This window comes from Xenorhabdus sp. PB62.4, from assembly GCF_014467285.1.
Classification (GTDB): domain Bacteria; phylum Pseudomonadota; class Gammaproteobacteria; order Enterobacterales; family Enterobacteriaceae; genus Xenorhabdus.
In genome coordinates, this window is record NZ_NKHR01000002.1 from 197150 (window position 1) to 220476 (window position 23327).

Annotated in this window: 18 protein-coding genes and 1 pseudogene; 12 read left to right on the plus strand and 7 right to left on the minus strand. The window is 43.7% G+C overall.

Features of this window, described 5'->3' with window-relative positions; translation table 11 throughout:
- Window positions 1-359: 359 nt before the first annotated feature.
- The 5 genes and pseudogenes from Xenpb_RS02775 (at window position 360) to Xenpb_RS02795 (ending at window position 4683) form a co-directional block, all read left to right on the plus strand.
- The gene (locus Xenpb_RS02775; protein WP_187652990.1) at window positions 360-1643 is read left to right on the plus strand and encodes a citrate synthase; all 1284 of its coding nucleotides are present in this window, start codon (window positions 360-362) and stop codon (window positions 1641-1643) included.
- 305 nt (window positions 1644-1948) lie between these two features.
- Window positions 1949-2092 (plus strand): annotated as a pseudogene (locus tag Xenpb_RS20390) (LD-carboxypeptidase); the annotation flags it as partial.
- Window positions 2067-2207 (plus strand): LD-carboxypeptidase, encoded by a 141-nt coding sequence (locus Xenpb_RS20395; RefSeq protein ID WP_187652992.1) that lies wholly within the window; start codon window positions 2067-2069, stop codon window positions 2205-2207. The pseudogene Xenpb_RS20390 and the gene Xenpb_RS20395, both read left to right, overlap by 26 nt.
- 213 nt (window positions 2208-2420) lie before the next feature.
- Complete coding sequence (locus Xenpb_RS02790; protein WP_187652993.1) at window positions 2421-3554, plus strand: AMP-binding protein; 1134 nt, start codon at window positions 2421-2423, stop codon at window positions 3552-3554.
- A complete protein-coding gene (locus Xenpb_RS02795) occupies window positions 3538-4683 on the plus strand; it encodes an acyl-CoA dehydrogenase family protein (RefSeq protein WP_187652994.1) in 1146 nt (381 codons plus the stop codon). Before Xenpb_RS02790 ends, Xenpb_RS02795 begins: the two co-directional genes overlap by 17 nt.
- A gap of 125 nt (window positions 4684-4808) precedes the next feature.
- Here the strand turns inward: Xenpb_RS02795 and Xenpb_RS02800 are convergent, their stop codons facing one another.
- The gene (locus Xenpb_RS02800) at window positions 4809-5591 is read right to left on the minus strand and encodes a helix-turn-helix transcriptional regulator (protein ID WP_187652995.1); all 783 of its coding nucleotides are present in this window, start codon (window positions 5589-5591) and stop codon (window positions 4809-4811) included.
- A gap of 120 nt (window positions 5592-5711) precedes the next feature.
- Between Xenpb_RS02800 and Xenpb_RS02805 the strand changes: the two genes are divergently transcribed.
- On the plus strand, window positions 5712-6833 hold the full coding sequence (locus tag Xenpb_RS02805) for a multidrug effflux MFS transporter (RefSeq protein WP_187652996.1): 1122 nt from the start codon (window positions 5712-5714) through the stop codon (window positions 6831-6833).
- A gap of 67 nt (window positions 6834-6900) precedes the next feature.
- Here the strand turns inward: Xenpb_RS02805 and Xenpb_RS02810 are convergent, their stop codons facing one another.
- Window positions 6901-7644 carry a type 2 GTP cyclohydrolase I gene (locus tag Xenpb_RS02810; RefSeq protein WP_187652997.1) on the minus strand — a complete coding sequence of 248 codons (744 nt, stop codon included), beginning with the start codon at window positions 7642-7644 and terminating at the stop codon, window positions 6901-6903.
- Between the two features lie 281 nt (window positions 7645-7925).
- Window positions 7926-8153: a YbfA family protein gene (locus Xenpb_RS02815; protein ID WP_187652998.1), complete on the minus strand. Its 228-nt coding sequence runs from the start codon at window positions 8151-8153 to the stop codon at window positions 7926-7928.
- A gap of 352 nt (window positions 8154-8505) precedes the next feature.
- Here Xenpb_RS02815 and kdpF point away from each other — a divergent pair, with 352 nt between their 5' ends.
- Genes kdpF through kdpE form a run of 6 tightly spaced genes read left to right on the plus strand, consistent with a single transcriptional unit; the run spans window position 8506 to window position 16500 of the window.
- A complete protein-coding gene (gene kdpF / locus Xenpb_RS20400) occupies window positions 8506-8595 on the plus strand; it encodes a K(+)-transporting ATPase subunit F (protein WP_099114598.1) in 90 nt (29 codons plus the stop codon).
- Window positions 8596-10293 carry a potassium-transporting ATPase subunit KdpA gene (kdpA, locus tag Xenpb_RS02825; protein WP_187652999.1) on the plus strand — a complete coding sequence of 566 codons (1698 nt, stop codon included), beginning with the start codon at window positions 8596-8598 and terminating at the stop codon, window positions 10291-10293.
- A gap of 15 nt (window positions 10294-10308) precedes the next feature.
- Window positions 10309-12411, plus strand: a complete 2103-nt coding sequence (gene kdpB, locus Xenpb_RS02830) for a potassium-transporting ATPase subunit KdpB (protein WP_187653000.1) — start codon at window positions 10309-10311, stop codon at window positions 12409-12411.
- A 10-nt stretch (window positions 12412-12421) separates the two neighbouring features.
- Entirely contained in the window at window positions 12422-13033 is a 612-nt protein-coding gene (kdpC, locus tag Xenpb_RS02835; RefSeq protein WP_187653001.1) for a potassium-transporting ATPase subunit KdpC, read from the plus strand.
- Between the two features lie 3 nt (window positions 13034-13036).
- Window positions 13037-15766, plus strand: coding sequence for a two-component system sensor histidine kinase KdpD (gene kdpD, locus Xenpb_RS02840; protein WP_187653002.1), 2730 nt, complete (start codon window positions 13037-13039; stop codon window positions 15764-15766).
- 50 nt (window positions 15767-15816) lie between these two features.
- Window positions 15817-16500 carry a two-component system response regulator KdpE gene (gene kdpE / locus Xenpb_RS02845; RefSeq protein ID WP_187653082.1) on the plus strand — a complete coding sequence of 228 codons (684 nt, stop codon included), beginning with the start codon at window positions 15817-15819 and terminating at the stop codon, window positions 16498-16500.
- Between the two features lie 165 nt (window positions 16501-16665).
- Here kdpE and pulA read toward each other — a convergent pair whose 3' ends face one another.
- The 4 genes from pulA to fabD all read right to left on the minus strand — a co-directional run bounded on the left by pulA (window position 16666) and on the right by fabD (window position 23297).
- Complete coding sequence (gene pulA, locus Xenpb_RS02850) at window positions 16666-19491, minus strand: pullulanase-type alpha-1,6-glucosidase (RefSeq protein ID WP_187653003.1); 2826 nt, start codon at window positions 19489-19491, stop codon at window positions 16666-16668.
- Window positions 19492-19904: 413 nt separating this feature from the next.
- Complete coding sequence (locus Xenpb_RS02855) at window positions 19905-20735, minus strand: class I SAM-dependent methyltransferase (RefSeq protein WP_187653004.1); 831 nt, start codon at window positions 20733-20735, stop codon at window positions 19905-19907.
- Window positions 20736-20840: 105 nt separating this feature from the next.
- On the minus strand, window positions 20841-21611 hold the full coding sequence (locus Xenpb_RS02860) for a metallophosphoesterase (protein ID WP_222942850.1): 771 nt from the start codon (window positions 21609-21611) through the stop codon (window positions 20841-20843).
- An 18-nt stretch (window positions 21612-21629) separates the two neighbouring features.
- Window positions 21630-23297, minus strand: a complete 1668-nt coding sequence (gene fabD / locus Xenpb_RS02865) for an ACP S-malonyltransferase (RefSeq protein ID WP_187653006.1) — start codon at window positions 23295-23297, stop codon at window positions 21630-21632.
- Between the last annotated feature and the right edge of the window lie 30 nt (window positions 23298-23327).

Genomic DNA, 23327 nt, shown 5'->3' on the forward strand with positions numbered 1-23327 from the left:
CATAAAAACCATTATCTTGTTTGACAAAGATTAAACATTTACCTTACATCTCTGTCGTTATATATTATTTATCGTCGTTTTCCGATGAAAAAACATACTCATCGAAAAACAGAGGTTATGTAAAAGCATTGTATAAGCACAAAATGATAACATTTGATGTTAATAATGCTTTAAACATAATTCCCGGAAACTTTTTAACAACCTGAAAACCATTGTCATCCGTAATGAGATTTCAGCGTTATAAATGTGATACCAGCCTGATCTTAAATTCTCTCCGGTAGCACAATGCCTTCGGCACAGTATAAATTGCGCCTATATGGTTGTTAGGGGTTATAAAAATAAGCGCTAAGGAGATGTAAATGGCTGATAAAAAGGCTACGTTGAACATAAATGGTTCAGCTGCTATCGAACTAGACGTACTAACGCCGACCCTAGGTTCTGAAGTAATTGACGTTCGTACCCTCGGCTCAAAGGGCTTCTATACCTACGATCCAGGCTTTACTTCCACTGCCTCCTGTGAGTCGAAAATCACCTATATTGATGGCAATGAAGGCATTTTGCTGCACCGTGGTTTTCCTATCGATCAGCTCGCAACGGAATCAACCTATCTGGAAGTCTGTTATATTCTGCTGTACGGCGAACCGCCAACACCTGAAGAATACGAAAAATTCAAAACTACGGTGACTCGCCATACAATGATCCACGAACAGATTACCCGCCTGTTCCACGGTTTCCGTCGTGATTCTCACCCAATGGCTGTACTTTGTGGTGTTACTGGCGCATTGGCTGCCTTCTATCATGACGCATTGGATGTTCATAATCCTCGTCACCGCGAAATCACCGCTTACCGCCTGTTGTCCAAAATGCCAACTGTTGCGGCGATGTGTTACAAATATTCCCTTGGGCAGCCTTTCGTTTACCCACGTAACGATCTTTCTTATGCGGCCAACTTCCTGTACATGATGTTCTCAACACCTTGTGAAGAATATAAGGTTAACCCAGTACTGGAACGCGCAATGGATCGCATTTTCATTCTGCATGCAGATCATGAACAAAATGCGTCGACTTCAACAGTACGCACCGCAGGTTCTTCTGGTGCCAACCCATTTGCTTGTATTGCCGCAGGTATTGCATCTTTGTGGGGGCCGGCACATGGTGGTGCAAACGAAGCCTGTCTACGTATGTTGGAAGAGATCCAAACCGTCGACCACATTCCTGAATTTATTGCTCGCGCCAAAGATAAAAATGATTCTTTCCGCCTGATGGGCTTCGGGCACCGTGTTTACAAAAACTACGATCCCCGCGCGACAGTTATGCGTGAAACTTGCCATGAAGTATTGAATGAACTGGGCCTTAATGATAGCCTGCTGGAAGTCGCAATGGAGCTGGAACGCATTGCCCTGAACGATCCATACTTCATTGAGAAAAAACTGTATCCGAACGTTGATTTTTACTCTGGCATCATTCTGAAAGCCATGGGTATTCCATCAACCATGTTCACTGTGATTTTCGCCATCGCCCGTACTATCGGCTGGATTGCACACTGGAACGAAATGCACGATGAAGGTTTGAGGATTGCTCGCCCACGTCAGCTTTATACTGGTCATGATAAACGTGATTTCAAGAGTCAGTTGAAAAAGTGATTCAGCCAATCCAATAACATTATTCAAATTCTGAATAGTGTATTTCTGCACCTCTCATATCATTTTTTTGATATTAGGGGTGTGGATTTTTATGACTAAGATATAAAGCCGCTATGATTCATCCGCAAAAACTTTCTATCGGTCTATCGGTGAAACTATTGGATTTTTTTCTTCTTTAACTCCCACCACAGATTTTATTCCCACTCGTTTTACAAAAAATATTAAGTATCTAAAAAAGTGTTAAATATCTATAAAGTAAGTTTTAAAACAAAAACAGAAATACTGACAGGAAAAGTGTTTTCTATCGCTCAGATAGCATTATGCAAAGAATGAAAGAATTTAATGCTTTACTTTTGGATACAGAAGTCAGATATATTACCCCTACAATAGATAGCTATAATTATAATTCAATATTGCCTTATATTGATTATAACGTTATTAAAAATTAAAAAAGACCGAGAAATCATTATTGGTTATTCTGATATTACCGCTTTATTGCTTGGAATATATAGTAAAACAGATGTTGTCACTTTTTATGGCCCAACGTTGGAAAGAGCAAGTTGAACGCGCTTTTGCCCACCTTCTATTATGTGGAGCCTTTAATAAAACTTCAGCAATTATTCTTGGAAAACACGGACAATTTAATGATCGGGGAACGGGTGGTGGCGCATTCAACGTAGAAGCAACCTGCGGCGGATCTATGTCAGGATTGTTGACAGCGTGCGCCCTGGTGCAGGCAGGTCTGAAAGAACGAGTGACACACATAATGAGTGGCAAATGCTGGATATACTGCATGGTGAGAAACACGACTACCCGCGCAGCTTGCCGGATGCGGATAGGCTCGCATATATCCTGTACACTTCCGGTTCGTCCGGAACCCCGAAAGGGGTCGCGATCAGCCACCGCAACGCAGCTAGCTTCGTCGAATGGGCCTCAGCCTTCTTTAATGTGACAGCAGAAGATCAAGTCTCCAGCCACGCGCCATTTCACTTCGACTTGTCGATCTTTGACATCTATGTTTCTGTGAAGAACGGTGCATGTGTCCACCTAATTGACACCGATCTTGCTGCGAGTCCACGACATCTCGCCACATTCATATCCAAGCGAGAGATTACCATCTGGTACTCAGCCCCTGCAATTTTAGGTATGCTGGCTGAGCAACACAAGAAAGGAAATTCTGCTCATAATCGGCTACGCCTCGTGCTATTCGCCGGGGAAGTTTTCCCTATCACGAAATTGAGCAAATTGCTGCAATTGTGGCCTGAACCTGCTTACTACAACCTGTATGGCCCCACAGAAACCAACGTGTGCACCGTCTATCAAGTGCCTGCATTCATACCGCCAGACCGCACCGAACCATTGTCGATAGGCCATCCCTGTGATCACTGCGAGACTATCGTTGTCGATGAGCATCTGCAACCAGTACCAGAGGGTAAACCTGGTCTGTTGTGCGTCTCAGGACCTTCCGTCATTTCCAATTATTGGAATGATCCCGAAAAAACAGCCCAGAAGGTCTTCCACCTCAACAACAAACGCTGGTACAACACCGGAGATATGGTTCGCCCTTCGCCTGAAGGCTACATTTTTATGGGGCGGCTTGATCGAATGATCAAACGTCATGGTTACCGGATAGAACTGGACGAGATCGAATCATGCCTGATGGCTCATCCTGAACTTGCTGGCTGTGCGGTAGTCAGCTCTAAGGCAGACGAGAATACCACCATCACAGCATTTCTCGTACAACACGATTCACTGATTTCCCCAATGGATCTAAGTAGGTTCTGCTACGAGCGACTTGCACAGTACATGGTGCCTGATCATTTCAGATACCTGCCTAATCTTCCCCGTACTTCAACAGGCAAGATCAATTATCAACTTCTGGAGCACCTTTCCGATGCCAAACCGAATTGATGAACAACGGATATCATTGCGTGATAATGCCGCGCGTTTTGCCCGCGACCAGCTAAACACGGATATAGTAGCCTCTGACCGAGCCGGTACTTTCCATCGGGACGGCTGGCAAAAATGCGCAGAATTCGGACTGATCAGCATGGCCATCCCCAAAGACCGAGGTGGAGCCGGAGCACCATTGTCCGATCTCCTCACGGTTATGGAAGGACTGGGGTATGGTTGCGAGGATCTGGGTCTGCTGTTTTCACTCAACGCCCACCTGTGGACCGTTGCTATGCCGCTGGCTATCCACGGCACACCAGAACAGCGTTTACGCTTTCTACCCGGCCTGATGGACGGCTCGTTGATCGGTGCTAATGGCTCGACAGAAGAAGAAGCAGGGTCGGACGTGTTCTCTATGCGCACCCACGCTGTACGAGACGGCGACAGCTATATCCTCAACGGCTCGAAAACTTATATCACGAACGCCCCAATTGCCGATCTTTGTGTTATTTACGCCACGATCGATCCCACTCTTGGCCCACTAGGTATAACTGCTTTCCTTGTTGAAACAACGAATCCGGGTATAGAGTTAAGTTCGCCTCTGGAAAAGATGGGAATGCGCACAGCACAGATGGGACGGATAACGCTCAAAAACTGCCGTGTCCCGGCCGATGCGATACTGGGCAGAGAAGGACGAGGCGTTAAAGTTTTCGAAAGCGCCATGGAACACGAACGTGGATGTATTCTTGCCACCACTTTAGGAGCGATGAGCCGCAGCCTTGAAGCATGTATCGCTCACGCACGTAAACGCCGCCAGTTCGGTCAACCTATTGGGAAGAATCAGGCTATATCTCATCGTATCGCTGACATGAAAGTCAATCTGGATGCCGCACGTGAACTCGTCTATCGAGTAGGGCGACTTAAGGACACAGGCAAAGACGCCATGATGGAAGCTGCCTGTGCGAAACTGTTTGTTTCTGAGACATACACGAAGTTCTCGCTGGATGCACTGCGGATCTACGGAGCACAAGGCTATCTAGCCGAGAGTCCTACGGAGAGAGAACTGCGCAATTCCATCGCATCAGTCATTTATTCGGGCACATCCGATATTCAACGTAATATCATCGCCGGTGAGCTCGGATTATGAAGCGGTACAACACGAGATAGTATAGTAAGTAAATAAATTCAGGCTCGGCTTTTTCAGTTGGAATATATAGGCAATTAGTCCATATATAACTTCCAGCAAAAAGCCGGGCACACAGCAAAATTTGTTCATCTCCCTGAACCCGCCATATACTCCCTTGGCGGTCTTCCCATTGTTTTGCGGAAAAACGTCACAAATGCACTATCATTGGCAAAACCGAGTTCCTGTGCAACATAGGACAAAGTTTTGTCCTGCGCCAGTAACTCTATTGCCTTTACCAACCGCCATTGTTGCCGCCATTGTTGGTAATTCATTCCTGTTTCACGCTGAAAAATCCGAGTAATCGTTTTCTCACTGGCACCGATATAAGTCGTAAGAGTGTGTAATGGTGGCGGCAATTGTTCAAGTGATAAACGCGCTAAACGCCGATCAAAAGGCAGAGGTAGCAAAGTAGGTTCCCTGTGTGCCTCACGAATTTCATCAAAAAATACCGCCAGCAAATTCGCCCCCTTACCTTGATGCCAGACTGAATCAAAAGAAGATATCGCAATTCGTTCCAAAATCGCCTGTAATAACGGTGTAGCTTCCAATACTTCACTGTGTGTTGAAATTAATTCTGTCTCAGAAGCCTTGAGATAAATAGAACGATACCCTACCGAACCCCGCATTTCTGCCCGATGCTGTGTCTTAGGCGGGATCCATGCCACTCTGGTTGGCGGTAAAATAGAGATCTGCTGTGCCAGAGTGATCTTGATACAGCCTTGTCGGGTAAACAACAACTGCCCCATATTATGCTGATGGAAGCCAGAATCATGTTGTCCCATCTCTGCCGCAATCCCTATCACAGGCACATTCAAATTTTCATTTAAACCATCCGGATCAAAATAATCACTTTGTCGCAGCCAAGCCATGCTAACTCCTACAGATCCAAAGTCCGATTATATAAAGAAACTGTCTTTATTATCATAAATAGACATTTATCGGAATGATAACCTTTCAGGTCATTACTCACTTAATTAGAAGAAACAATTATGCAAACCAAACCATCACTTTGGCTCGCCATCGCATTGATGATGTTTCCACAGATCATAGAAACCATCTATAGCCCTGCATTACCCAATATTGCCAATGGGTTTTCTGTCAGTTCAGAACAGGCAGCCCAGACTCTATCACTCTATTTTTTTGCTTTTGCGCTCGGCGTAGTGGTATGGGGACGTATGTGTGATGTGATTGGCAGACGCCCGACTATTATTGCCGGCTTATCACTTTATGGATTCGCGTCCCTGTTAGCGCTGCTGACTCAACAATTTTGGCTATTACTCGTTGCCAGAATGTTATCCGCTTTCGGCGCCGCGGTTGGTTCTGTTGGTACACAAACCATCATGCGGGATACTTACCGTGGTGAAGAACTGGCCCGTGTTTTTTCCATCATGGGAATTGCCTTAGCAGCCAGTCCCGCTATTGGCATGGTTAGCGGCTCAGTATTGAACTATTTTGCTGGTTATAAAGCGGTATTTGCCGGACTCGCTATTCTGGCCGCTATTTTAACCTGTTGGGCATTTCTTCAATTGCCAGAAACGCTTCCCGCCAAAGTGACAAAAGTCGCTTTATCCGGTACTGCAATCATTATGCTTAAAGATATTGCGATTTGGCGAAATGCGTTTCTGATCGCATTTTTCAATATTTGCCTGTTCAGCTATTACCAATTAGCGCCATTCCGCTTCGAACAATTTGGATTATCACAAGAAATATTTGGTTACACTGGTCTGTTACTGGCTTTTGGTGTCGGGTTCGGTTCGCTATTAAATAATTTTCTCTTAAAAAAGCAGTGGAAATTTGCCAAATTAATTACCCTTGCTTCATGGATTACTTTATTAAGTGGAATTGGCGTATACCTGCTCGAAAATAGCGGGTTATTTATTTTGCCTATGTTGGGAATAGTTATCGCTTATGGGCTTGCTATCCCGAATATTCTGGCTTCTGCATTAAACAACTACACCGATCGGTTGGGTACGGCTGGTGCTTTACTGGGGCTGTTTTATTACTTTCTGCTTGGTCTTGGTTTAGCCGTGGCAGGTTGGAGCCAAACATTGGGGTGTACACTGATTTGTTGTGGGATAACGACAATTCTTTTAACGTGTTCTTCCCGATAACGTAGCCGTTTAAAAAAGCCCCCAACCCCTGAAAGAGGATTGGAGGCCATGCTAATATAGCAAAACATCAAGCCGGATTCGGAATATCAATAAAAGTCACCTCCAATCCATGATGGTTTGCCAACCATTCACCGAGTGCTTTGATACCATAACGCTCTGTTGCATGGTGTCCGGCAGCAAAGAAATGCAGCCCCATCTCACGGGCAACATGGATTGTTTTTTCTGATACTTCACCTGTTACAAAAGCATCAATACCAAACTCAGCTGCCTGTTCAATAAAGCCCTGACCGCCGCCAGTGCACCATGCCAATGTGCGGATTTCTGCTGGCGCATTATCTCCACAATGCAATACCTCGCGCTCCAACCCTTTCTCAAGACGTTCAGTCAATTCTGCGGGTGTAATGGGTTGATCAAAAGCGCCATGAGGAAGTAATGAATCGATATTACCGATGATTTTCACTCCCATTTTACGTGCCAACTGAACGTTATTACCCAATGCAGGGTGAGCATCAAGCGGGAGATGATAGCCATACAGGTTGATGTCATTGCAGAGCAATGTTTGCAAACGGCGACGTTTCATACCACGGATAACGGGAGACTCATTCTTCCAAAAATATCCATGATGAACGATGACAGCATCTGCTTCTAAACGAACAGCTTCGTCCAACAATGCCTGGCAGGCTGTCACGCCTGTAACCACCCGCCGAACATGAGGTCGTCCTTCCACCTGTAATCCATTGGGGGCATAGTCTTGAAATTCACGGATGTTTAATTCCGTATTGAGCACATATTCCAATTCAACATTGTTCATCACATTCCCCCTTTTATTCAGTCTTTTCACCATAAAATACATACCTCCCATGAATTAAGTCAATTCACTCGCCAAATTGCCTGCCACTTTTACTTTTCAAACGGCAATTCGGTATATATTAGATGCTCGTCTTAATAGAGTATAAAAACAAAACACCTCACCAGAATAAACTGGCAAGGTGTCAAAATACATATTTAAGATATTATATTCAAAGGCAAAAACACTAAAAATGGAAATCTGAGAGACGGAAAAATGTGCTTAAGCTTCGTCATAATGCCATCTTAGCGATTTCGGTTACCTGCGGCCATTTCCGAACATTCCAACCATACTGGCTTATCGCTGGTTTTTATCCATACTTTATGCAAATAGCTATAAAAACGGGCACGATCACGGCGAAACAGCATGACAGGAAGCGCAATGACGCCCAATGATACAGCGCCAATACGCCGCAAGAGAACCTGATGCCAAGAATATTCACGATAACAAGAGTATTCACGATAAATAGACATGGGAACTTTCCTCATGGGCTGAACCTGTAAGATGTATAAAATTTTACCTGATAAAATGAAAACTTACTACTCATCTGACCACTTTTTTAGTGCTGCAAGTCACTCTTTTTCTCTGATAGCGTAATTTAATTACAAAATTCATACCTAAACAGAAACAAAACAAACAAATTGAAAACAAAAAATTAACCAACCAAGGTTTGCTACACTTGCTTTAATAACGTCTTATCAACTTATCCCGTTTGTCATTTATACTTTTTTTATACTTTCAGGATCTCTTTTAACAACTTCTTTATATGGTCATTTATATGCTGTAACTGGCTAATTATTAAAGAAATAGATAAGGAGATATACCATGAATATATTCCTCATTATTGGAATTTTTCTGGTAATTCTATTATTGAGCTACCTGATTTATGCGTTGTTAAATGCGGAGGATTTCTAAATGGCAGCATCCGCTTTTCTATTGATTGCCAGTTTTTTGCCCACTCTATTTTTATTGAGCAAACCGCTTGGCAATTTCATTGCCAGTCTAGTTGAAGGAACACTACCCCGCTGGCTCACGAAAACAGAAATGGGCCTGTGGCGCTGCTGTGGCCTGCAAAAACCCGGCAGCGACATTAAAGAAATGAACTGGTGGCAATACGCCCTCACCATTCTCATATTCAATATCGCCGGATTACTTTTATTATTTGTCCTACTGATAAATCAGGAATATCTGCCACTAAATCCACAACACTTTGCTGGCCTGAAATGGGATCTGGCACTTAATACAGCGATCAGTTTTATCACTAATACCAATTGGCAGGCTTATAGTGGAGAAAATACTCTCAGCTATCTGAGCCAAATGGCTGGCTTAACTGTGCAAAACTTCCTCTCGGCAGCGACAGGCATTTCCATAGCTTTCACCTTAATACGGGCATTTTCCCGTCAAGGTATTCACACATTGGGAAATGCCTGGATCGATATAACACGCATCACTTTATACCTCTTGCTTCCGCTCGCTATTATCATTGCCTTATTCTTTGTCAGTCAGGGAGTTCTCCAAAATTTTTCCTCTTATGTGCTTATCCATCCCCTTGAAGGACAACAACAATTACTCCCTATGGGGCCTGTCGCATCTCAAGAAGCGATAAAACTTCTGGGAACGAATGGTGGCGGTTTTTTTGGTGCGAACTCAGCCCATCCATTTGAAAACCCAACCGCACTGAGTAATTTTGTACAAATTATGGCTATTTTTTTGATCCCCTGTGCCCTGTGTTTCGCATTTGGTCTGGTCGTTGGCGATAACCGTCAAGGATACGCCTTACTCTGGGCAATGGGCATTATCTTCATTGTTGCCGTGAGCGTTGTAATGTATACCGAAACGGCGGGAAATCCCCACCTTATACAGCCCAACATCAGTAGCCACTTTAATATGGAAGGAAAAGAAACCCGTTTTGGTATTCTGGCTTCTGCCCTTTACAGCGTTGTTACCACGGCGGCTTCCTGTGGTGCCGTGAATTCAATGCACGATTCCTTCACCGCGCTCGGCGGAATGGTTCCACTTTGGTTGATGCAAATCGGCGAAGTGATATTCGGCGGCGTAGGCTCCGGCCTTTATGGCATGTTGCTGTTCGTTCTGCTCGCGGTATTTATCGCGGGCTTGATGATTGGCCGCGCACCAGAATACTTAGGCAAAAAAATCGATGTTTACGATATGAAAATGGTCGCATTAGCGATTTTAGTCACCCCTTCCCTTGTTTTATTGGGAACGACTCTGGCAATTTCAACCGACGCTGGACGCAGCGGAATTGCAAACCCCGGCGCTCACGGCTTTACTGAAATACTTTATGCTCTCTCATCCGCAGCTAATAATAATGGTAGTGCCTTTGCCGGCCTGCATGCTAACAACATCTTTTATAACCTGCTGTTGGGAACAGTCATGTTTCTGGGACGTTTTGGTGTCATTCTTCCTGTTTTGGCTATCGCAGGCTCCATGATCCGCAAAAAACGCCAACCTATCAGCAGCGGTACTCTGCCAACCCACGGCTCTCTCTTCATCGGGTTATTAATTCTGGTCATTCTGCTGATCGGCACACTCACGTTTATTCCTGCTCTGGCTCTTGGCCCTGTCGCAGAACATTTACAACTTTGGCAATAAAGCGTGAGGTAACTCATGAAAAACAAACAACAAGTCTTATTTGAACCTACTTTAATTCGCCATGCTCTCATTGATTCGTTCAAAAAGTGCCATCCAGCCCATCAATGGCATAACCCCGTTATGTTCGTTGTCTATCTGGGAAGCTGCCTGACTACGGCTTTGTGGTTCAGCATATTGATCGGGCGTTTAACGGATAACGTGTCATTCAACAGCAACTTATTATTCACTAATAACTTACTGTTCACTGGTGCAATTACACTCTGGTTATGGTTTACCGTGCTATTTGCCAACTTTGCAGAAGCACTGGCTGAAGGGCGTAGCAAAGCTCAGGCATCCAGCTTAAAAGGCGTGAAAAAAACCAGTTGGACGACGAGACTAGCGTCAGACACTCGTGAAGCCACAAAGGAGAAAGTGACTTCTGACGCGTTGCGTAAGGGAGATATCGTACTGGTAGAGGCGGGAGAAATTATTCCCTGTGATGGCGAAGTCCTTGAAGGAGGCGCCTCTGTTGATGAAAGTGCCATTACAGGAGAATCAGCTCCGGTCATTCGCGAATCAGGAGGAGATTTCTCTTCTGTCACAGGGGGAACACGGGTTTTATCAGATTGGTTAATCATTGAATGTACCGTCAATCCGGGAGAAACTTTTCTGGACAGAATGATCTCAATGGTTGAAGGAGCCAAGCGACGCAAAACACCCAATGAAATTGCCCTCACTATTTTACTCACTGCATTAACTATTATTTTTCTACTGGTTTGTATTAGTCTTCTGCCCTTTTCTTTATTCAGCGTGCATATCAATCAATCTGGTGCTCCTATTACGCTCACTGTACTGATTGCCCTTCTGGTCTGCCTGATCCCCACCACCATTGGCGGATTACTTTCAGCCATTGGTGTTGCCGGAATGAGCCGTATGTTAGAAGCCAATGTCATTGCCACAAGTGGGCGTGCCATTGAAGCGGCGGGTGATGTAGATGTTCTGCTATTGGATAAAACAGGCACGATTACATTAGGTAATCGTCAGGCATCTCAATTTTTACCCGCGCCCGGCGTAACGGAACAGCAATTGGCCGATGCCGCCCAACTTTCTTCCCTTGCGGATGAGACACCGGAAGGACGTAGCATCGTGATTCTGGCAAAGCAACGTTTCAATATGCGTGAGCGCGATCTTCGGACGTTAAATGCCACATTTGTTCCGTTCTCTGCCATGACACGCATGAGCGGCGTCAACATTGGAGATCGCATGATACGCAAAGGCGCAGTCGATGCTATTCGTCGCTACATCGAAGCCAACCACAGCCATTTTCCTCATGCGATTGATCAGTTGGTACAACAAGTTGCCCACAAAGGAGAAACACCACTAGTTGTTGCTGAGAATCAACAAGTCTTGGGTGTAGTTGCCTTAAAAGATATTGTTAAAGGCGGGATCAAAGAGCGTTTCAGTGAAATGCGCAAAATGGGGATCAAGACCGTGATGATTACGGGGGATAACCATCTGACTGCCGCAGCCATTGCAGCCGAAGCAGGCGTTGATGATTTTCTGGCAGAGGCCACTCCCGAAGCGAAATTGGCCTTAATTCGCCAATATCAGTCTGAAGGACGCCTGGTCGCCATGACAGGTGATGGTACAAATGATGCACCAGCACTGGCACAAGCGGATGTTGCGGTTGCGATGAATTCGGGAACACAAGCAGCAAAAGAGGCAGGCAATATGGTGGATTTGGATTCCAATCCCACCAAGCTGATTGAAGTTGTGCATATTGGCAAACAGATGCTGATGACTCGCGGTTCCCTGACAACGTTCAGCATTGCCAATGATATCGCCAAATATTTCGCTATCATTCCTGCTGCCTTTGCCGTCACCTATCCACAGCTTAATGCCCTGAATATCATGCACCTTCACTCGCCAGAATCTGCGGTGCTGTCTGCTGTCATTTTCAATGCGATAATCATTATATTTTTGCTTCCATTAGCCTTAAAAGGCGTCAATTACCGGCCAATGAACGCACTGTCACTCTTACGCCGAAACCTATGGATTTATGGCCTTGGCGGTTTGCTTGTCCCCTTTGTCGGCATCAAGATCATTGACATGTTACTCACTGCATTAGTTTTTAAATAAGGTGATGAAAATGATTTGGTTACGCTCTTCGATTGTTTTACTGACATTTCTTACCCTAATTACCGGAATTGCCTACCCACTTCTGGTGACAGGGATATCAGATATCCTATTTCCCCATCAGGCTCAAGGTTCGTTGATTAAGCAAAATGGCCTATTAGTTGGTTCTGAATTAATCGGTCAGAATTTTACGAAATCCGTCTATTTTCATGGACGTCCTTCCATGACGGCAGAAAAACCGTATAACACACTATCATCCGGAGGCAGTAACCTCGCTGTAACTAATCCGGCGTTAATCAGTAAAATTCACGAAAACACTATTAAAGCACGCCTATTTAATTACCCTGAAAACCTTCCGATTCCTGTCGATTTAGTGACAGCTTCCGGCAGTGGGCTTGATCCCCATATCTCTCCTGCGGCAGCCGAGTTTCAGGCACAACGTGTGGCAACAGCCCGTCATTTACCGCTACAGGTGATTGATGAATTAATTCAGAAAAATATTAAACATCCCCTGTTAGGATATATGGGTGAACCCGTAGTCAATGTACTGGAACTGAATCTGGCACTGGATAACCTGAATACAAGCGACCTGAAAACAGGCGACCTAAAAACAGGAGATAAATAAGCGATGGCTCAAAATGAACCTCAACGTCCTGATCCGGATGATTTACTGGTATTGGCAAATGAAAAACCACGCGGCAAGCTCAAAATATTTTTCGGGGCTTGTGCCGGTGTCGGCAAAACCTATGCCATGCTACAAGAAGCCCAACGCCTGCTGGCTCAAGGTCTGGATGTTATTATCGGCGTTGTTGAAACCCATGAGCGGCAAGAAACCGCCGCCCTGCTGAAAGGATTGCCCCGGTTATCATCAAAGTACTTCCGCCATCACGAGCGAAGGGTTGCCGCATTTGATATTGATGCCGCGCTCGCCCGCCATCCGGCCATTATTCTGATGGATGAATTGGCATTCAGTAACCCACAGGGTTGCCGGCATCCCAAACGCTGGCAAGATGTTGAAGAATTACTGGAAGCAGGCATTGATGTTCTGACCACCATCAACGTGCAACATCTGGAAAGCCTGAACGATATTGTCGGTGGTATTACTGGTATTCGTGTTCGGGAAACCATTCCCGATCATATCTTTGATCAGGCCGATGATGTTGTTCTGGTTGATCTTCCCCCTGATGATCTGCGCCAACGGCTCAAAGACGGTAAAGTTTATCTTTCAGATCAGGCCGAACGAGCCATTGAACATTTCTTTCGTAAAGAGAACCTGATTGCTCTGCGTGAATTGGCACTACGTCGCACAGCAGATCGCGTTGATGATCAAATGCGTGCTATCCGTGATACCCGGGGAAAAGAGCCTGTATGGCACACGCGGGATAATTTGCTGTTGTGCATTGGTTACAACGCCGGCAATGAAAAATTAGTTCGAAAAGCGGCCCGTTTGGCAGCAAAGTTAGATTGTGTCTGGCACGCTGTTTACGTTGAAACCCCCAGATTACACCGGCTGCCAGAAAGCAAACGACGTACCATCTTGAAGGCCCTGAAACTAGCACAAGATCTGGGAGCTGAAACCGCAACACTTTCCGATTCTCATGAAGAAAAAGCGATCCTGCGCTATGCAAGAGAACATAATCTGGGCAAAATCCTTATTGGTCGCTATTACGACTCACATCCGACACTCTTTGACCCGATACTTTTTGGCTATAAATGGCGTCCTGATTTTTCGGAAAGACTGGGAAAACTAGGCCCAGACCTTGATTTGATTATTGTTGCTTTGGAAGACAAAAAACGCTGGGATAAAGAACAAAAAGATAACCGACCATTCAATGAAAAATGGCGGATCCCGATTCAGGGTTTCATGATGGCTATTGTACTCTGCGCCCTCATTACTCTATTTTCCCGCACTTTCTTATTCACCCTTGATAAAGCCAATCTGGTGACACTCTACCTGCTCGGTGTTGTCATCATCGCCCTTTTTTATGGTCGTTGGCCGTCGGTTTTTGCTGCTTTTGTCAACGTCATTAGTTTCGACATTTTTTTTGTCCAACCGCACTGGTCACTGGCGGTTACGGACATGCAATACCTGCTCACATTTACTGTCATGCTGATTGTCGGTGCTGTCGTAGGAAACCTGACTGCGGGTATACGCTATCAGGCCAGAATTGCCCGTTATCGTGAGCAACGCACACGGCATCTATATGAAATTACCCGTGAGCTGAGCAAGGCCATGAATGAAGAAGATATTGCCCGTATCAGCTATCACTTTTTATCCAATAGCTTTCAGGCAAAAACAGGGTTGTTGCTGCCAGACAGCAACCATCATTTATATCAGGTAAAATCCAATGACGGTGGTCAGATGCAAATTGACGAAGCAGTTGCCAAATGGTGCTTCGATAAAAAACAACCTGCCGGGGCGGGTACTGATACATTACCGGGAGTACCTTACCAATTATTGCCTATTGCCACACCTTCACAGGTATTTGCCATTCTTGCCATTGAATCCTCTAACCTGCGCCAGCTACTCGTCCCGGAACAACAACGGTTATTACAAACCTTCACGGGAATTATCGCCAATGCACTGGAACGCTTACACCTTACCCGCAGCGCTGAATCTGCCAAATTGGAAACCGAGCGGGAACAACTCCGCAACTCTTTGTTAGCCGCCTTGTCTCACGATTTACGTACTCCATTAACTGTGTTATTTGGACAAACAGAAATCCTCATGTTGGATTTATCCGCTGAGAACTCAGTACACACCCAACAAGTTAATCAAATCCGCCAGCAAATTCTCAGCACTTCACGACTGGTTAATAATCTGCTGGATATGGCGCGCATTCAATCAGGCGGGATTCAGCTCAATCTCGAATGGTATTCGCTGGAAGAAATTGTCGGCAGCGCTTTGCGCTCATTGGAATATACCCTTAATCGTTATACCGTAGAACTTTCTCTACCTGCCAATTTACTTCTGCATTGTGATGCCGCTTTGTTGGAACGTGTTTTTATCAACCTGCTGGAAAATGCCATGAAATATACCCATGAACACACCCCTCTTGGTATAAAGGCCACCATTGAACAAAAAACTGAAAAAAGACAGGTGCATATCGAAATCTGGGATGCAGGGACAGGAATTCCCCCCGGACAGGAACAGCTTATTTTTGATAAATTCTCACGCGCCAGCAAAGAATCTGCCATACCGGGTGTCGGATTGGGTTTAGCCATCTGCCAATCTATTATTGATATTCATGGAGGAAAGATATGGGCAAATAACAATAAAAAAGGTGGAGCCAGTTTTCACTTTATTCTACCGTTAGAAGATCCACCTAAAATTGAAGACGCCTTTGAGGAAATGTGAGTACAACTAATCTGAATTCAGCTACTGTCAGTACAACACATGTTCGTACTATTAAAAACAGTACCATCCTAATCGTCGAAGATGAAAAAGAGATCCGGCGTTTTGTCCGATTAGCACTGGAAGGAGAAAACTGGCAGGTTTTTGAATGCGATACATTGAAACGAGGTTTAATTGAAACCGCCACCCGCAAACCCGATTTATTGATCCTTGATTTGGGGTTGCCTGACGGCAATGGTATTGACTTAATCGAAGATATACGCCAGTGGAGCGATATTCCAATTATTGTGCTTTCTGCCCGTGACAGCGAACAAGATAAAGTCACGGCTCTGGATTGTGGTGCTGACGATTATCTCAGTAAGCCTTTTGGCATCAACGAATTGATCGCCAGAGTTCGCGTTGCCCTGCGCCGCTCATCTAAAGCCAATCAACTCGATCCTGTGATTCACTTTTCAGATATCCAGGTGGACTTGGTAAATCGTCGGGTTTTAAAAGGACAGAATGAGCTTCACCTGACCCCTATTGAGTATCGCTTACTGACCGAATTGCTCACTAACAGCGGCAAGGTGCTGACTCAACGCCATTTACTTAATCATGTTTGGGGGCCAAATTTCGTTGAACACAATCATTATCTGAGAATTTACATGGGGCACCTGCGACAAAAATTAGAAGCAGATCCCGCCCGCCCTAAGCACTTGCTGACAGAAACAGGGATAGGTTATCGGTTTATGCCTTAAACAATCTGTTTCAAAAACCTACCCAAACAAGCTACTTAAGCAACCTACCTTTAACTGCCCGGCTTGGGCTATTCATATAAAACCATATACCGTAAAAATCATGCCCCAAGACAAAATCTAAGGGCATGAAATTCATAAATCCATAAAACCAAAAATAGCGGCACACTACTTCCGGCGGACAGGCAGCCCTGTACCACGCATTCCTTCCTGAGGTAAAACCAGCACTGCTGCTGACCAAGCCGGCATGGTGACTTCACCCTTTTCCGTTATTTGTATTCCCGCAGCCAGAGAATCCTTGCCCAACTCACGTTGAATATCATTTAATTTCAATCCGCCAACGCTCAGATCCTTAACAGTGGTAGACCACGGAGCAGCATTAATCACCACCACCAAACCATCAAATCGCCAATCACAATCATGAGATGTCGTGTTGCCATCATCAATGGTCATTACCAATAATCCTATTTGCTGACGTGGGCCAACATTTACAAAATCAACTCGTTGCTTAACGGCAGCACCATCACCTAGCGTCATCAAAGGTGAAAACTGACGTAATCGCAATAACTCCTGATAAAAAGCGTTCATCTGTAATAATTCACGTTGGCCTGGTTTTTTTGCCCGATTTTTAACGCGATCAATCAGTGGGTAATTGTTACCATCATTGCTACGTTCCGGCATTCCCACATCATAGTTATTATCCTTGTAGTCATAGCTCACCCGATTAAACCAATCACCTGCATTATAAGAATCACGGGTAAACGATTTTGAACGCAATAACTCAGATCCTTGCTGATCAAAAGCCAGGCCTTGCCCAAGAAATATTGTGGCAAGAGAAACTGCCTGCATACGAACCCTTGTCATGAGATCTGCCTGCGGTGCAGCTTTATAACTAATGATGTCCCACAACGTTTGATTATCGTGCTTAGAGACATAATTCAGCACTTCAATAGGATCTGAGGCATAACCCGCAGCGACACCTTTATAATCAATTTCCCGGCCGGCTTTCACCGCACCATCTTTATCAATCATAACAAAGTCAGCCAAATTGCCAGCCATGCCAAGACGCACCAAATCCCACAAATGGCGAATTTCATTTGCGTCTAATCGCGCAATTTCATTGGGTAATGTTCCAACACCATTGCCGACTCCCTGATTCATGCGGATAGTGTCGGCAAAATCAAACGGCCCGCCGCCACGCACAGCATCCCTTAGCCTGTCAGAGAAAGTACCAATGCCAGTCCCCTTCAGATTAATCTGTGAAGCGGTTTCAAACCGATCATCCTGCCCGGAATTCCATCCCTCCCCGAAAAAGTAGACCGACGGATTAATAGCGCGAACTTTTGCCAGTGCTGATAAAATCTGTGTTTTAGGGTGATAACCCATTAAATCAAATCGAAACGCATCTATCTTATATTCTTTAACCCAAGTCACTAGCGAATCTTCAATAAGCTTGGCAAACATACGGCGTTCCGGTGCCGTATCGTAACAACACGTATTATTTTCAATGTGGCCGGTTATTTCATCCAATCGGTGGTAATACCAAGGCACAATCTTATCCAATACCGACGTTCGGGATGCCGGGCCAGCACCATCGGTATGGTTGTAAACGACATCCATAATCACGTTCATGCCCAATTGCTGTTTGATGGCTTGTATCATAGTACGAAATTCTTTTATACGATCTGAGCCTTCAGGGTTAGTCGCATAAGAGCCTTCAGGTACTGTGTAATGAAACGGATCATAACCCCAGTTGTAAGAATCCGTTTTTGCCACCATAGTATTTAATTCCTGCACTTGCGGACTATTGATACTGTCATTACGTCGCAATTGCTGCAAAACTTCCCGCACAGTCAATGAGCCGATCAGTGAATCATGGCAATAAGCAGCAAAACGGCTATTTTTCACCTCTGGGTTGATTTGGCACAGGCGGCTAAAAGGCTGATCAAGATCGGCGACCTGATGGCTAAATTCATTCACAGAAGCGATATCAAACACAGGCAACAACTCTATATGTGTCATTCCTGCCCGACTTAGCGCCTTAAGATGTTTGAACATATCACTGTTATTGTCAGCCAGTGCCAAATACTTACCACGCCAACCTTCTGGTATTGTCCTATCTGCAACAGAAAGATCACGGATATGAGCTTCATGGATAGCCATGCGCGCAATATCCGTTGGGGTATTTTGCGGATGCGGGGCCAACAAGTTATCCCAGTTTTGTGGTTTTAAGGATTCGTCACTCAGATTGACGACCTGACTATATTCCGAATTGGTGGATAGACTGTGAGAATAGGGATCGGTCACTTCATAACGTTCAATATTGCGAGAATATGGATGGAACACCTTTAAAGCATAGCGGTAGTAAGCCCCGATTAAACACTGACTCCCCTGCCATGACCAAGAACCACTCTCTGCGTCACGTCGCATGGCATGTTTGGCAATAATTTGTTTATTTTTATCATAGATAACCAAACCAACCTCTTGTGCGGTCGGTGCCCACAACCTGAAAATCACGCCCTCATCGTTTATCCTCGCACCATATTCCAATTTATCAGCAAAATCGGCGAAACGGTCATCCAGTACACCAGCAGTTTGTACCTGAGTTGCCGATATCAACTTACCCTGCTCACTAGCAGCCACGGCCACCAAATCACCAGTCAGTAGTTGATCAACATCTGTATGCTCAGGCAAACGGAATGCCGCCCACTTTGCCAGATGGGGAAACTTTTTTGCTGTTTCCTGACTTAAAATTGTTGGCGTGAGTGTCAGATAGTTATCAGTAAAATAGCCTTGGTCATTAGCCTCGACCTTATTACGTTGGTTGTAATATAAGCGAACAATGGCTTCCCCTTCCCCACCTAACCATAATAACGTCTGCCTATCAACCCAGTGTGCAGAAGCTTGAGAAATTTCTGACTCAGAATGAGAGGCGTTAGTATGACAACGATAAATTTGTTCACTGCCTGATATTTGCTTCAAATTATGAGACATCGATTTCTCCTGAGTTTTAAACAAATAACACTTATTTTGTATGAAACTATTTTTTAAAAAACTATTCTGTATAAAACTGTTTTGTGAACAGCTTGTAAGTAATAAAATTAATAGGCTATGAAATACAATAAGATAAACCTTTTTCCAAAAGTCAGATTTCACAGTCAACCCTTCTTCATAAAAAAATCATATTAACCATAAAAATTAACATAATGATTAAACATTGTATTAGATAGCCTTGCCTCCTCCTTTATTAATAAATATAAGGAGGAGGATGAAGGATGAGTTACCTCTGTGAGGTTTATCATAAAAAAATGTAACAACTATTTTTTATAAATAAACTTGCAACAGAATGAAATATCCTAAAAGAACGCCGTGCTATTTTTTGAGTTAATTAATTCACAAAACAAACACTACATATCCGTTTTATACATAACCATTCTTAATTGTGTTCTATATTTGGGGATAAAGCGCATTTTAGATGCCCATAATAATCCCATATCTTCAAATCTTGGACAATCTTTAAGTAATTTCGTTTCCATATAAGTCAAACCGTCAGCCCATTTCTCAATTTCTCTTTCATCATCCAAACCTGATTTAAAAGTGGCATCAAAACATTTAACTGATTCGTGCTTTTTGGAACTTAAACTCATCCATTTATTTAACAAATCAAATGCTATATATGCTCCCTTGAATTCCTTCGCTAATCTATTGAAAAGAGATTTATTTTCATTTTCCGGGAAATACATAATTACCCCTTCAATAACAATAATAAAATTATAGTTACTATGATTGGTTTCTTCTTTGATTTGCCTTATCCATTTATCATCAAACATTGAGCTTGATATATAATTATCATTTCTCTTTGGTGGAATAAGAGTCTGCCTAATATTTATGACACTTTCTAAATCAACATGATAAAATTTCGCTTTTTCAGCGTAATGGCCTATTCTGTCATATCGAGTATCCAGGCCACATCCAAGTGAAATAACAACTGGGTTTTCATGATTTTTTATGAAATCAATGACCTGCTGATCAAAATAATTTGCTCTGAGTGCTATTCCTACTCTGCTGGCTCTTTTATTTTTAAGTTTTGGAAAATCAAAATCAACCTTCTTGATTATTTCACATGCTTTTTTATCTGTAATTATAGGATTATTCCGCTTTGTCTCCTCAGCTTTGTAAGCCAAAGGGATAAATAAAGTTTCCGACACAGAATTCAATAAATCATAATTTTCCTTCATTATTAGCACTCCAAAAATAAAGTTTTCATATAATAAAATAACTCAATAAAAACGTTTGTGGTTTATTACTACTGTATTTTATGATTCTTAAAAAAATGCAATATATTATGGGTAAACACAGAGTAATTGCCTTCTGGTAAATTGGGATTCATTTGGATAACCTAATGAATTATTAAGATACTTAACGCCATTAATTGACACCGCACGGTTGACATGACTGTGCCCATAAATATGTATATCCGCCCCTAACTCCCGTAATTGCTTATCTAATAATACACTACCTAATACCGGATAAACCTGACGGTGCTTAATTGGAATATAATCTGGCATAACGTCCAGTCTCGGTACAAAATGTGAAAAACTGATCGTTATTGTGGCATTTTGATGCCTTACATCTTCTAATGATGGATTGAGAGCAAGAAAATACTCAGTAATATGTTTTTCATCAAAGCGTTCCGGCCAAATACAAGCGTAATAATCCATCCATATTTCACGCAATGCAGGTGAAATGTTACCAAACGACCCATCATACCAACTAAGCAACGGTATTATGGATACTCCATCATACTGGCAAGGCTGCATCTGTACACCATAAAAGGCCGCCAAACTGCATATTGCATCGAATTTTTCTATAGATGTATTTATCTGGCTCTGTCTACGATTAACCCATAAATCATGGTTGCCTGGGACATAAAATACCGCAGCAAAACGCTGCATTAACTGACAAAAACATTCATCAATTAAGGTAAGTGAATCAGATATATCACCTGCCAAAATCAGCACATCATTTACATAGGCGGAACGATCCAACTCATGTAACCACTCACGATTAGCCGGATAATCTAAATGGAGATCAGAAACGGTATATACCTTCATATGGTTCCACATAACGATTTAGGCTGCCGCTATTGGCACACTTCTGAATGTGCTATCAATATTGGACTGATTAGCACGCGGTGGCAATAAAAGAATGGATTCAAACAGTTGTCCTATCGTTTGCCAGTGTGAGCGAATAAAAAAGTGGTCTCCCGAAAATTGATGCAAGTTCAAAGGATACATCGTTTCACGTTGCCAAGCCTGAATATCTGCTGCGCTAAACCATTCTTTATCTCCATTCAGCGTAGTGATAGGAACAGGTAATGGCTCACTTTCACAATGAACATAATTGCCCAATGCAGAAAAATCAGCACGCAAGATCGGCTCAAAGAAGCCCATTATCGGCTTAAATTCCAATAATTCATCTGGAACACCGCCCATTTCGCGCAAATGTTGCCAGAAAGCATCGGATGGCAATTGCCAGGTATTATGTTCACGGCTGGGTACTGAAGGAGCCCCTGAACCAGAAACAAACATTTGAACCGGTAAAGGAAGGCCTTCTTTGCGCAAACGGCAACAGAGCGAATATGCCAACAACGCTCCTAGACTATGTCCATACAGGGCAAAAGGACGATCCAGACGACCAGCAAGCTGTTTCAATATGTCATCAACGATAGAATCTGCATCACTTAACAATGGCTCATCATGACGCTTGCCACGCCCCGGACGCTCCAGTGTAATGACATCTAAAAAACGACAATGTTCAGCGAGACCAGTGTATGCACGCTCATCGGCCCCCGCATAGGGTAAGCAAAAAAGTGGCATTTTATCTGTTGAATTCTGCGAACCAATGGATTGAGGATGTTGAGAAGAGTGTCTATTCAGGGAGGAAACAGGAGAATTAATTTTCTCTATCTGGTTCACCATCCTGGATAATATTTGGCTATTGCCCATTTCTCGGTAAGCACATGATTCCCCTTTCTCTATCACATGGCGAATACTTTCTACCCAACGAACTGATCCTGTAATTTGCTCACTCAATGTATGGGCAATAACTTTATTTTCATAAGGAAGAGCAGAAATATTAGCGATAACAGGAATGGATAATGGATTGAAATGAAACCCTTTTAGAAAAGCAGCGAATTCTTTACGTGCTGGTTCCATATAGCGCGAGTGATATGCCGCTGAAACATTCAGTTTAACCGCCTGCCTGACTCTCTGCTCTAAGATTTTACCTGCCCTCTCAATTTTCTCACTTGGGCCAGATAATACGTACTGTGTTGGGGTGTTATAGTTAGCGATATCAAGTTCATCCAGATGATGCTTCATCAAACACTCACGTAGTTCAGGCTCTTCAATACCAACCACTGCCAACATAGCTCCCCCCTGAACAGCTCCCATCAATTCACCACGCTTGGCAACCAGTTTTAAGCCTGTTTCAAAATCAAACGCTCCGGCTGCCAACAGTGCATTGTACTCCCCCAAACTATGCCCAAGTAAAATGTCGCCACGCTGCCCACCATTTTGCAAATGCGCCTGATAATAAAGTGCATTAACCAGATAAATGCAGGGCTGAGTATATTGAGTGCAGTTCAGCAATCCATCCGGATTTTCCAAACATATCCGCTTAAGGTCATAGCCCAAAATATCACAAGCCAAGGCAGTCATATCCGGGTACTTCTCAAATAATGCTTCCCCCATGCCTTTGGTTTGTATGCCTTGTCCCGGAAACAGTATGCATTCCATTTCTTACCCCAATATCAATGTGTAAATTAA

Excerpts from the sequence above, each read along its gene's own strand:
- Xenpb_RS02800 (WP_187652995.1), bottom strand. The coding sequence starts at position 5,591 with ATGGCTTGGCTGCGACAAAGTGATTATTTTGATCCGGATGGTTTAAAT.
- kdpF (WP_099114598.1), top strand. The coding sequence starts at position 8,506 with ATGAATATATTCCTCATTATTGGAATTTTTCTGGTAATTCTATTATTG.
- kdpA (WP_187652999.1), top strand. The coding sequence starts at position 8,596 with ATGGCAGCATCCGCTTTTCTATTGATTGCCAGTTTTTTGCCCACTCTA.
- Xenpb_RS02775 (WP_187652990.1), top strand. The coding sequence starts at position 360 with ATGGCTGATAAAAAGGCTACGTTGAACATAAATGGTTCAGCTGCTATC.
- kdpB (WP_187653000.1), top strand. The coding sequence starts at position 10,309 with ATGAAAAACAAACAACAAGTCTTATTTGAACCTACTTTAATTCGCCAT.
- Xenpb_RS02860 (WP_222942850.1), bottom strand. The coding sequence starts at position 21,611 with ATGAAGGTATATACCGTTTCTGATCTCCATTTAGATTATCCGGCTAAT.
- Xenpb_RS02790 (WP_187652993.1), top strand. The coding sequence starts at position 2,421 with ATGCTGGATATACTGCATGGTGAGAAACACGACTACCCGCGCAGCTTG.
- kdpC (WP_187653001.1), top strand. The coding sequence starts at position 12,422 with ATGATTTGGTTACGCTCTTCGATTGTTTTACTGACATTTCTTACCCTA.
- Xenpb_RS02855 (WP_187653004.1), bottom strand. The coding sequence starts at position 20,735 with ATGAAGGAAAATTATGATTTATTGAATTCTGTGTCGGAAACTTTATTT.
- Xenpb_RS02810 (WP_187652997.1), bottom strand. The coding sequence starts at position 7,644 with ATGAACAATGTTGAATTGGAATATGTGCTCAATACGGAATTAAACATC.
- Xenpb_RS02815 (WP_187652998.1), bottom strand. The coding sequence starts at position 8,153 with ATGTCTATTTATCGTGAATACTCTTGTTATCGTGAATATTCTTGGCAT.
- Xenpb_RS02805 (WP_187652996.1), top strand. The coding sequence starts at position 5,712 with ATGCAAACCAAACCATCACTTTGGCTCGCCATCGCATTGATGATGTTT.
- fabD (WP_187653006.1), bottom strand. The coding sequence starts at position 23,297 with ATGGAATGCATACTGTTTCCGGGACAAGGCATACAAACCAAAGGCATG.
- pulA (WP_187653003.1), bottom strand. The coding sequence starts at position 19,491 with ATGTCTCATAATTTGAAGCAAATATCAGGCAGTGAACAAATTTATCGT.
- kdpD (WP_187653002.1), top strand. The coding sequence starts at position 13,037 with ATGGCTCAAAATGAACCTCAACGTCCTGATCCGGATGATTTACTGGTA.
- Xenpb_RS02795 (WP_187652994.1), top strand. The coding sequence starts at position 3,538 with ATGCCAAACCGAATTGATGAACAACGGATATCATTGCGTGATAATGCC.